Origin of the sequence: Pseudoalteromonas sp. BZA4, from assembly GCF_040104395.1 — a bacterium.
In the GTDB taxonomy this organism is placed as follows: domain Bacteria; phylum Pseudomonadota; class Gammaproteobacteria; order Enterobacterales; family Alteromonadaceae; genus Pseudoalteromonas.
Genome location: NZ_JBECOT010000091.1, coordinates 1 through 11,436, shown reverse-complemented (window position 1 = coordinate 11,436; position 11,436 = coordinate 1). Strand labels below are relative to the sequence as shown.

11 protein-coding genes are annotated in these 11,436 nt (G+C 41.7%); 8 read left to right on the top strand and 3 right to left on the bottom strand.

The genetic code is table 11. From position 1 onward, the window contains the following. Positions 1-133: 133 nt before the first annotated feature. The 4 genes from ABMY41_RS20500 to gmtX all read left to right on the top strand — a co-directional run bounded on the left by ABMY41_RS20500 (position 134) and on the right by gmtX (position 5,328). A complete protein-coding gene (locus tag ABMY41_RS20500) occupies positions 134-304 on the top strand; it encodes a hypothetical protein (protein ID WP_235374287.1) in 171 nt (56 codons plus the stop codon). A gap of 317 nt (positions 305-621) precedes the next feature. Continuing rightward, on the top strand, positions 622-2,091 hold the full coding sequence (gmtY, locus tag ABMY41_RS20495; RefSeq protein WP_235374286.1) for a gamma-mobile-trio recombinase GmtY: 1,470 nt from the start codon (positions 622-624) through the stop codon (positions 2,089-2,091). Beyond that, the gene (locus tag ABMY41_RS20490; protein WP_235374285.1) at positions 2,088-4,676 is read left to right on the top strand and encodes an integrase family protein; all 2,589 of its coding nucleotides are present in this window, start codon (positions 2,088-2,090) and stop codon (positions 4,674-4,676) included. Before gmtY ends, ABMY41_RS20490 begins: the two co-directional genes overlap by 4 nt. Then, positions 4,669-5,328 (top strand): gamma-mobile-trio protein GmtX, encoded by a 660-nt coding sequence (gmtX, locus tag ABMY41_RS20485; RefSeq protein WP_235374284.1) that lies wholly within the window; start codon positions 4,669-4,671, stop codon positions 5,326-5,328. The genes ABMY41_RS20490 and gmtX overlap by 8 nt, the downstream gene beginning before the upstream one ends. 58 nt (positions 5,329-5,386) lie before the next feature. Here gmtX and ABMY41_RS20480 read toward each other — a convergent pair whose 3' ends face one another. From ABMY41_RS20480 to ABMY41_RS20470, 3 genes are read right to left on the bottom strand one after another with little or no spacing between them, the layout of a single operon-like run. Continuing rightward, positions 5,387-6,217, bottom strand: coding sequence for an abortive infection family protein (locus ABMY41_RS20480; protein WP_182731393.1), 831 nt, complete (start codon positions 6,215-6,217; stop codon positions 5,387-5,389). Between the two features lie 46 nt (positions 6,218-6,263). Beyond that, positions 6,264-7,229, bottom strand: coding sequence for a hypothetical protein (locus ABMY41_RS20475; protein ID WP_235374283.1), 966 nt, complete (start codon positions 7,227-7,229; stop codon positions 6,264-6,266). A 55-nt stretch (positions 7,230-7,284) separates the two neighbouring features. Further along, on the bottom strand, positions 7,285-7,842 hold the full coding sequence (locus ABMY41_RS20470; protein ID WP_235374282.1) for a recombinase family protein: 558 nt from the start codon (positions 7,840-7,842) through the stop codon (positions 7,285-7,287). Between the two features lie 159 nt (positions 7,843-8,001). Between ABMY41_RS20470 and ABMY41_RS20465 the strand changes: the two genes are divergently transcribed. From ABMY41_RS20465 to ABMY41_RS20450, 4 genes are all read left to right on the top strand, one after another. Then, complete coding sequence (locus ABMY41_RS20465) at positions 8,002-8,733, top strand: hypothetical protein (RefSeq protein WP_235374281.1); 732 nt, start codon at positions 8,002-8,004, stop codon at positions 8,731-8,733. A 415-nt stretch (positions 8,734-9,148) separates the two neighbouring features. After that, a complete protein-coding gene (locus tag ABMY41_RS20460) occupies positions 9,149-10,087 on the top strand; it encodes a hypothetical protein (protein WP_235374280.1) in 939 nt (312 codons plus the stop codon). A gap of 313 nt (positions 10,088-10,400) precedes the next feature. Continuing rightward, positions 10,401-10,523, top strand: a complete 123-nt coding sequence (locus ABMY41_RS20455) for a hypothetical protein (RefSeq protein WP_290442663.1) — start codon at positions 10,401-10,403, stop codon at positions 10,521-10,523. Between the two features lie 178 nt (positions 10,524-10,701). Then, positions 10,702-11,322 (top strand): hypothetical protein, encoded by a 621-nt coding sequence (locus ABMY41_RS20450; RefSeq protein WP_212748038.1) that lies wholly within the window; start codon positions 10,702-10,704, stop codon positions 11,320-11,322. Positions 11,323-11,436: the final 114 nt, after the last annotated feature.

Below are 11,436 nucleotides of genomic sequence, written 5' to 3'. Positions count from 1 at the left end.
AGGCAATCGTAAGACTAGCCGAGTCAAAAGCTCGACTAGCGGTGTCCAACGAAGCGTCAAAAAAGAAAGGTTAGTAGCTTAGGCTATTATCTTGGAAGCTCGATGCCTTTAGGCGCGAGTAGTTCACGATGGTGTGGATATTAGCGAACTGCGATACGTATTTTTTGAGGAATGGGAAAAAGAAAATAAGAGCGAATACAACGAAAAGTATTACAAAAACCCTAAAGACAAAGGTAAATACTTATACGATTATCACTTAAAAGACATGAGCTTCACTGAATTACCGCTTGATACTAAGTTGTAAATTTACTTGCATTTGAACGTAGTATGTTTACTATTTTATAGCTATCCCATGCTCCACGTTTGGCATTACGACCACTGGACTTGGGCGAAATTGCCGGCCTCTTCAGGCCGGTTTTTTCAATTATGGACAATAGAAAAGTACAAAGTGAATACTCGTGTTGTTTGAAGTATAAGTTTTATTTATAGCTTCTAAAAGTATACTAAAACATACTAATTCCTATCTTTTTAAAGTAAAAAACTAGATCTCAGTTCATTAGATCAATAGCATTTCTTATACTAATCTACTAAAACTCTTCAGCACTAATTGGTTTAGTTACCGTGTTAGTCAAAGTTCTTGCGCAAGTTAAAACGGATAATTCAGGCTTATTGATTGAAGTACCTGTGTTGCTTAGCGAATATGGTGTATTCGATCCCTTACTTGATTACGTTATAAGTCAGTCGCACATTAAAAGTTTGCCATGGATGAATCGCATTACGTTTGCTTGCCAGCTTTTGCTCGAGTACATGGAAGCCAACACAGGGTTATTTTCAGACGCCAGTAAGTTATTTCAATCATTTGTAATGCGTTTATCGTTGGGTACCATTAGTCCTGAGGGGAATGATCCATCGGGTTTATATTGGTTACCTCGCTCTACAGCAAACGTAAATCAACTTTTATCTGCGCTAAATGGCTTAACGGATTGGCTCGCCAATAACAGAAATACAACCAGCTTAAACCCATTTGAACAAGCCAGCTCTCATCAAGAACGCCTTAACTATGCTGCATGGTACAAACGCAATCAGTACAACTTTTTAGGCCATATCAAAAGTAACCCTTTACCCAGTGTGCTTAAAACCGTACGCAAGGTACGTGGTAAAAAGGATGTGCTAAAGGTTGATGGTGATGCCATTTCATTTCCAGAAAAGCTCTTTAAACCCTTTTTTATTGAAGGTTTAGGCAAAGCCAGAGATAAGCGCGTGGCACTGCGTGATCAGCTTATTGTGTTGCTGATGCATGGCACCGGTGTACGAGAAAGTGATGCTTTACACCTTTGGGTGGATGATGTGTTTTACGACCCAGAAAACCCAAGTGGTGTGATAGTACGTTTGTACCACCCCGAAGATGGCAGAGCACCAAATAACTGGACTGGCCGCAAACGACAAAAAACACGCGCAGCGTATTTGTCTGAGAACTATAACTTAATTCCTCGTAACCGCATGACGGGTACCGCTCGAGTTGGCTGGAAAACCAAAGTGGTTGATGATGACGAAAACTACATTCAACTGCACTGGTTTCCAGCCTTTTACGGTGAGCTATTTGTCAAGTTGTGGCAGCAATACTTACTTTACCTATTACCGTTGCCAAGAATGCACCCTTACGCATTTGTATCGTTTTCACAAACACACGAAGGTCAATCGCTTACCCTAAATGCGTTTAACCAAAGTTATAAAGCGGCCATGGCTCGTATCAACCTTGTTGTATCAAAACCTGAAGGACGAACCCCACATGCCCATCGTCATGCTTATGGCAGACGTATGTCGAGTACGGGCATTGATCCAAGGCTGATCAAAAAGGCACTCCACCACGCTTCGTTGTTATCACAAGCTGTATATACCCAACCGAGTATTAGAGATGTGACGTTGGCATGTGAAAGAGCGTCAAAAAACCTTGATGGCCAACACTATGCCGAGTTTAAAGAAGACGTCAGCGTGAGCTGGCAAAACGTGATGGAATCAGGGTTTGAAGATATTGACCCAGATGGGCTATTTAGCGGTAAGTACCCTAAATTAAGGAGATATAAACCATGAAAACACAGGATTATGAGTTCAATTGGTTTATCAAGAAAAACGGTTCTGGCTGGGAGACTTGGCGGGAACTGGCCTCAACTTGGCTTGAACAAAAGCAATACGGCATTGATCATTCACGCGCCGCAATCGCTCGCTTTTTAGATGAATACCTGGTACCGCGATTTATTACCGATCCCATTGAGCTATTTACACTGGCAGATCAAGACTACAACAAATTTCTTATGTCGTTTGAGCTGAACGAAGGCTACCGTGTTAGGCAAAACAACGATGTATGCCGCTTTATTGATTGGATAATTGATACCTACTACTCAGAGCCAGATGATAATGGCGATCTTGTGCCGCTATTTCAAAACCCCTTTGATAAAGAACAAAGCCCTGTAAGAAGACAGGAGACTGTCTACAACGCTTTACCCTACGCCTATATTAAGCAACTGCGCAGCATATTATGCCCCGCGCCTCGGGGTCACTTTAAGCAATGGAAGTGGGCCATCGACTACAGTGAGATCTTCTTCACCAACGCTCGCTTTTTAAAAGACTGGATTTTGGTTGATGAGTCGGTGATAGACAAAGCAGACCCCGATTGTGTTTGGCAAAAACACACGCTAGATAAACAGCGGCAAATAAGAATAGATGGTGCACTTAGAACCTTAGAAAAGGGTGACTGTATTTACTTAATTTGGTCACCTGTTCGTGCCATGGCTTTATACCTTAAATTGCAGCTACCTTTGCGAACTTTTCAAGTGCGAATGCTGGATTCGGGCGAGGCTGATACATGGCGTTACAGCAATGGCGAGTGGCGAATGAATGAGCAACATCATTTTGCTGAAGGCAGCGATAAGCGCCCATGGCAAAAAGGGGTATTCCACCGCATTATTACGCCAGATATTAGTGATGTGATGACGGGTATGTACATAAATACCAATAAAACCGCAGATAGAAACAAAGATGAAATAACTCGGGGATACGTGATCCCATGGCAACACGAAGAGGTGTTGTATTGGTTAGAAAAGCTCAGAAACTGGCAAGAAAAGTACAACCCAATCAACAAGCCAACTTCTATTTATGACTTAGATTACAAACACTTTGGCAGCACCAAGACCAAAATTCAGCGCAGTGAAATTGGTGATATTTGCTTTTTGTTTCGCAATGCCGCTGCGTATCGTAAGCGCGAACGGCGCATGCCAATTACAGATGGTTATGTTAACGCGCTTTGGGCGGCTTTGCTTGCCCAACTCGAGCACGATGTGGCGAAAAAAGAGCATACTTTAAGAGATGGTGCCAAAGTGCATTTTGTTGACCCTCAAAATGCCAGAAGGCCGCTATTCCCGTTGCATGCATTACGCGTTTCGTTGATCACTTGCTACGCCATTGAGGGGGAAATACCCACACCGATATTGTCAAAGCTGTTGGTTGGCCACAGTCGTTTGATCATGACTTTGCACTACACCAAGCTCACGCCTGTGATGATGGCCAAGAAAATGCGCGAGGCCGAAGGCAAAATAATCGACAAAGAAGACGATAGTTTACAGTCATTCCTAGCCAATAAATCCATTGAAGAAATCGGCTTACAAGCTGCATTCAAAGACATTGAATCGCTACAAACTGCATTGAGAGTGCGTAACCCAGCTGGGTGGCAAGAAAAGTCGATAGGCATTTGTTTAGCTGGAGGAAACACCTCGCCCTTGGTTGAACATGCCTCAATTGCTGGGTGTTGGAATGGCGGAGATAAACTCAAAAAAGCGAATCGAAACCAAGCCGATCTACACGCGCCAGTGCCCCATGGTATTGAAAACTGTATTCGCTGCCGCTGGTTTATTACCAGCATTCGCTACATCCAATCGCTTGTGGCTCACTTTAACAACCTAAGTTATCACGCCACAGAAGCGGCCAAAATTGCTGCGGAACTCGAGGGCGAGCAAGCGAGCTTATTGGATGAAGAGTATTTCTGTGAGGTTAATGGCACACCATTTAACAAGCGTGACCAGCTAAACAGCATAGACAGGCGTATTGAGCGACAAAAATCTGAAGCCGATGAATACTGTAAAGACTTAGTTGCGTGTTTTCAGGTGATCCGTAAGGTACTAAGTATTGAGCAAAATAGGGAAGAGCACGACCGCAAAGATAAAGTGATTGCGCTTGGCTCGGCACAAGACATATCACCATTTTTTAGTTTTTTAGACACGAAATCTGAATTTAGGCAGCTGATCCAAATCTGCGATGACGCAGAAGTATTTGTAGACTTAAAAGATGACTTAAAGAAAACCACGGCCATTAATCACAGATCAAACATGCTAAACACCATGCTGATGCGCATGGGTTACCAACCAATCTTGATGCAGCTTGACGACGAAGCACAGCTTAAGCTTGGCAATGTGATGGTCAATGCCATGCTAAATGCCACTAAAGAGCCAGACAAAAGCAAAGCCATGACAATGCTTTCAACTTACCTTGATACTGAAGCTTACTTGAAAGACGCAGGCCTACTCGAGCAAGGTGTACAAGCGATTGAAAGTAATACAGGCATTAGCATCAGAACATTAGCAAACATGGCAACAGCCACTTTAGGAGTGAAGAAAAATGGCTAATCCAGTTGACCCAATCATTGTACTGCAAGAGCTATGCGCAAGCGCCACCACAAGAACCGCCAATGCTTTAACGGTATTGAATGCTGTGCTTGAGCAACAAAGTAAAATAACGCCTCTCGACTTTTCTATGGCAACGATCGGGCGGCTGTCTAAAGAGCAAGGCGGCCCATCAACACAAACCATTCGTAATCGCACAGGAAAACATTTTCAGCAATTAATTGAGGCTTGGGCTGCCTATGCAGGCACAACGTGTAAAAAGCCGCTCTCAGTACGCCAAAAACAGTTATTGAACAGCAACGACCAACATATTCTGGATGCCATCGACGACCCAGTGATTAGAGCCGTAGTCGGCTCTTTGATTGCCGAACGTAACAAATACCGCGATCAGCTCAATACATTAAAAGCCAACTCAGACTTGTTTATAGACAGAACCAAAGGCGATAAAACCAATACCACACTCGAAAACAAACAACTGGTACCGCTGGAAATTGAAGCTATTAAAGCGGCAATTTCTGATGAACTTTTCAATAAACAAGGCTGGGAAGTCATGCCCACAGGTCAAGTCAAAGACGCTGATGGAAATGAGATCTATAAGCGTGGGTATGTGAATGGGTTGAGGAAGATGCTCCCTTTATGCTGCAACGATAGTTAAAACTTATAAAAATGGAACAAGTAAGATTGCATAGCTAGCCCCAGCATTGGCAATATAGTCAAGAGTTTACCTTTTTCTCGTCCCAGCTTTCTATAATAAACACGGCTGCGGTATGTGCGGCATGTACTGCTAGTCGAGCGTGACGGGGTTTTATATTATAGCGAGTTCTTCCCTCAGCGTGTGCGGCACTTGCATGAGTACGCAAGGCTCCAATACCACTAACTGTTGAAAATAACCCACTCAGGATTCGAATTAGGTCCTCGTCTTGAATCTGCCTAATATCAAAGCCGAGCTCGTCTTTTATGACTTTCCAAACTCCCTGTAGGTCTTTTTTAGCAGGCATAGCTAAGCCTGCATCTTCGATAAAAGTCTTACAGACTGCTTCAAGTATGTTGCAAGCTGCCAATATTGCTTCTCTTGGGTCACGAACTAAATTTTCTAGAGCCCTGTCGAATTCTGCATTTATAGCTGGTAAGTCTCGGTTTTTGATGATGGTAGATAAAGACTTTATCGGAGCGCTAGCCCCATCTAATATAAGACCACCTTGATGATATTCAAGTCCATATCTAGACAAACATTTCCTAATATTTTGAACATACTGGTAAGCTTTGTTTTCAACTTTTTGAAACATTATTTCGGTGTATTCTGACTGATAATCAGGGTTTTCCATATAATTTTCTATAAGCTTACCCAAGATATCTAAAGGTTCATTGGATTGGTTATTGACTCTTCTTAACCATTCAAGGGCTTTGACCGATTTACTACCTTCAGGTGGCTCCCCAGGAGCGTTGGAGTACATGAACAGAGAGTCCATAGATGCGTGAGTTTCTAAGTTTGACAGAGCATCCGCTGACACAGCGATAAGTGGAGCTGGTATCTGTTTGTTCATTTGGTATAACGCCTTGAGTTTGTATGGTAATTAAGACTGCCAGAAGTTAATCTATTTTGACAGGTGAAGTGCAATGAGAGCATTCAGTTAGTTTTTTGGAGTATGGCACATCTTCAATTGAACGGCTCCAAACATGAAAACAAGATGGGCATCTAAACCACCTTGTTTCGTATTGTTTTGGTGCGGGGTTTAGGTCAATAATTTCCCTAAAAGCACGTGTCGGTTTTCTTTTATAGCGGGGGTTTTGCTGAAATCCATAAACTGGGTCATATAACGGCTCGATCTCTTCTGCCAGTTGCTGTTGTTCCTCCCACTTAAGTTGTGCTTGTTCCTTTTTAGTGAGTTGTATTTTTTGATTTTTACTACGATAAAACTCTGTAAACCTTTGTGTTTGCTGTGGGTGGTAATGCCAATGCTTGATGCTTTGCTTCTCAAGTAATTCAGATTCAACTTGCTCTCTGTAGCCATTTACTTTGCCTTCAACGTACTTTCTAAAATCCTTCACGTCGACAACTACAATGGCGGACTTTTGGTTGTATGTAGAGCTAAATTGGTAAGAAGAGCTCTCTAGCGTTAAAACAAGGGTGATGTCGAGGTCATTGGTGTGTAGGATAGCAATTTCGTTTTGCGCGCTTTCAATGGCTGGATTCAATGTTACTTTAGATTGATAGTCGTATACCTTTTCTTCAGTGATCAACACTCCCTCATCGGATTTATCACTGTTTGGATAACCGACATATCGAGGAAGATGAATGCTAGAATTGGTAGCAAGTATATTACGGCACAACCAAAAAATAGCGCGTTTATAACTTATCTCACATGGCTTATCTTTGGAGTTTACCTTCGGTGCATGTTTGAAGTGATCGCGTCTTATGTTCGTTTTATACTTGTGCGCGGAAAGAGGCATATCGCAGCTGATGCAAAAACAATTGCACTCTAAACCGTTTTCTACTTCATCGACAAATGCGAGAGAGCCATTTTTATCTTTAGCAAATGGTATCAATACTTCCACTGTTATTCCTTTTCACAAGCAGATAGCAAAGCTCAATATGTTATACCTAGTTAATTCATTTGTTAATATCTTGATTGATAACTTTATAAACCGTGTTTCTTGAAACGTTCACCGTGCTTGCTATTTGGCTGACTGGTGTAGCTTTTGCGCGTAGCGATAAAATGCTTTGTTTGGTGTTGTCGGATATTGGCTTACGGCCTTTGTATTTACCCGCTTTTTTAGCGGCTGCAATGCCCTCGAGCTGTCGCTCTTTTCTGATATTGAGTTCAAACTCTGCGAACACGGCGAGCATATCTAGAAAAGCTTTGCCTGAGGCAGAGTCGGTTGAGATGGGCTGCTCTAGCGCTTGTAGCTGAATATCGTTGGATTTTAGGTGGTTCACTAAGGTTTGTAAGTCAAGTACGGAACGAGCGATACGGTCGACTCGAGTCACAATTAAGGTGTCACCAGCACGAAGGTAGCTAAGTAGGGCTTGAAACCCATCGCGTTTGGTATTCGACGCTGATGCCATATCGGTAAACACCTTGTCACAGCCCGCTTCCTCAAGTTTGTCTACTTGTAAATCTAAAGACTGATCTGTGGTTGAAACTCGCGCATATCCAATCTTACTCATGGCAATTGTTCATTTAGCATCTAAACTAAATAAACATAGTGCGTACTAACGCCTTAAACCACCCTAAATGAACACTTTTAATCGGTATTGGTGATGTTTAACTAGGGTATACGTTATTTGAACTTATGCTTTGCCGTCGTTTTAGGAAATGCCACCACAATGGATTTGCAAAACCCCGACCTGATTTTAGTAAAACGCCTATCGGAGCTTTCATGCTCTTACTTTGCGGTTGAAAGCATTGTGGGTACAGATGTAGTGTTGACGGATATTGAAAGCGGTGGGCGGTTTAATTTTGCGAAGCCAAGGCTTGAGCAACTGGTGTCAAACGGCCAGCTCAGAGCCATCGCACGGTGTGAGCTACCAACCAAGTTAACCTTTAAACCACTCAGTAACGTCAAAAAGCCTAAAGCTGAGGCGGCGGAAGATGTTACATCCAAAAAAGAAATGCAGCGCCGTTATAAGTATGTGCAAGGCGCAATTGAACAAAGTGTTCCAGCCTATACCGAGAAATGGTTAACCCCGTTTATTACGCAAAAGGCGACGGAGATAAACGACAGCAGCCCACCGTCATGGCGCACGCTAGCCCATTGGAACAAAACCTTTGTGGAAAGCGGCTGGGATAAAAACGCACTGACGCCAAGGCATAAAGCCAAAGGTAATCACACCAAGCAATTACCCCAAGAAATCCATGACCTAATTGATGACGTGATCAATGAATACTTTCGCACTCATACGGTAGTGAGGTATCAAAAGGTATATGACCAGTTTCTAGAACGGCTTGATACGCTTAATGCGGAAAGACGTGAGTCTGATTTAGTTGAGCTAAAACCATGCAGTTATAGATGGATAGTGAATAGGTTGCAGAATATGGAAAATAAAGTAAAGTCTTAATTAATTTAGATATGTGTTTTTAAATAGCTCTTAAAAGAGTGTACTTAGGCTGATGGGGGAGGTAGGCCAAGGTTCGATTCCTTGGGCGTTTGTTGGCTCCGTAGCCCTTATTTTTGTGCTTATTCGATATGCAAGTATCCAAATGGTCCTATCAACCACGGCAGGCAAATTTAAGGAGGTGTCTATGGCAAAAACATTAAAAGCTCGTGCTCGTATTCTTTTCAGTTCAATGTTCGAAACAACTTGGGCTACTGGGGTCGGCTACGCTGCTGGTCACCTATCGACCTAAGTGCATTTAGCATTTATAAAACTGTGGATGCAAACACTGTTGGCTTATGCTCCTTCGTTGTTTATTGTAGTCTACAATTCTTCGCCGTTTATTAAGGCTTTAATAATTGCTAGATTTCGGAGATATATGAGCATTTCAATGTTGGAAATAAGTAAAACGGCAATGTATGAAGGAGAGTTTAAGGATCGTCGAAAAGAATTCTCAGAAGCGTGCCAATGGCTATCCGATGAGCTGGGTTTCCCGTATAAAAGTACTCGAATGGGAGACTATGAACGTTTGCTAAAAACTTTTGTTAGCCCTGGAGCTAAAGTACCAACGGAACAGGACTTAATTGATGATTTTTATCATTTTATGCAAGCTGCGACCGAGGCATGTCAGATTATCCGTTTATGGAACACTTTTAAAGATGGTAAGCAAGAGGGCTTAAAAAGTCGTATTAAGCATGTTATGTCAGGCAAGAGCTTGCGAGCTGAAGCAATCAAAAAGAATGCAAAGGGGGAAAATGATGACCCTGCACGAGATTTCGCTTTTGAACTCAATATCGCCTCTAGGTTTCTCAAAGGAGGATATGAAGTTGATCTAACAGATGACTGTGACGTTGTTGTTAATATAGGTAAAGATACATTGTACGTAGAATGTAAGCGTATCAAGTCCATAAAGAAATTAGCCGCTCGCATTAAAAAAGCATCAAGTCAGATTGACACACGCATTGGTGCGAATCGAAAAAATAAGTATGGCTTGATAGCATTGGACGTGACTGATGTACTTTTGCCGGAAGGTAGAGTAGCGGTAGCTAGTAATGTTCATTACTATGATATGGAAATTCAAAGAGCAATTACGAATTTCGCTAAAGAGCAGGAACATGTATCAACCAAAAATGCAGGTCGTAATGTGGCTGGCATTTTATTTGAATTTAGTTCAAGTGCATTCTTTTCTCACGAGGAAAAAGAACCTTCATTAGGCTTTGGGCGTTCTGCTTGTATGTATAGGCATGCCAGCCAAAATAAAAAATCATTGGCTTTAGTCTCTGGCTTTATTGGCAAAATTGCTAACCAAAACCTATAGAATAGTAATTTAAAGGGCGCAAAATAGGAGTTAGAACAAGCAAGCTTGAAAGGTTAAGTAACGCTGAATTCTGAACACTTTCTCAGCTTTCAGACACCACAAGCCCAAATGTCCAATTTACTTGAACGGCCACCCTTTTGGTCACTCCTTTTCGACTACTAATCTTTCACTATTATATATTATTGTTTTATATGGTTGTTATGAGTTTGGTACACTTTCCACTATAAATTTATAAGTCACTTCAAACAACAACTCGCGTATACATAGACGGATATAACTTTTACTACGGCTGTTTAAAATGTACAAATTTTAAATGGCTATAGGAAATGTTAGCGATGATATGACCGATACGTACATTATACCTGATCCACAACAATTAACTGATGCATTGAATGATTTGTATAAGACAGTGCCAGCCCTCGGTTTAAAAGAGTAAGTGATAGGTAAAGAATTTGAAAGGGTAATTGCTACGACCAAGCTAGCCCATATAGGTTTTTAAGATACAAAAAAACCCGCATAAAGCAGGTTTTTTTGTTTTCTTCGTATGTCTACAGGGGGAGGCATAAAGCCAGCATATCCCATAGCTAGTAAGTGAATTGTAAAAGGAGTTGACGATGCCGTCAAGTAATATCAAAAGGTCATTATCTGACTCAAGGTTGAGTACATATGAACAAATTGTTTTTAATGGTACAGCGTTGAGTACAGAGCAAGCATTAAAGCTCTATGCATGGAATGCACAAGTGTCTGCGGCGTTTTTTGCGCCACTTCACCTTTGTGAGGTGGTTTTTAGAAACGCTGTATCTGAAGCCTTGGAGAGAAAATATGGGTTAAATTGGCCTTGGAATACTACATTTGAGCGTAGTTTACCAAACCCTGATAGAGGCTATAGCCCAAGACGTGATCTAATAAATGCCAGAAATGGACAGAACACAACAGGAAAAGTTATTCCCGAATTAAAGTTTGTATTTTGGGAGAAACTGCTAACGAGAAGGTTTGATGATCGTTTATGGACTCCATTCTTGCGTACAGTATTTCCTAATCATGAAGTAACTTTATCAGTGCCGGAAATGCGAAATAAATTGAGGGTTCTTCTTGAGAATGTCAGGGGATTAAGAAATAGAATTGCACATCACGAGCCTATAATTGCGCGAGATCTAGAGTTAGATTTCAAGAATATTGATTTACTAATTAACTATCGCTGCTCAGATACTGCACATTGGACATGGCCTTGTTGATCAAATGCAGCTCTCTAACAAATTCACTTAACTTACTGATATTTAGGCAGACCAAGGGTGTTGATCTTATTTAGCGCCTTCACTTTGATCATCGCTTCAACCAGTTGGCGATTG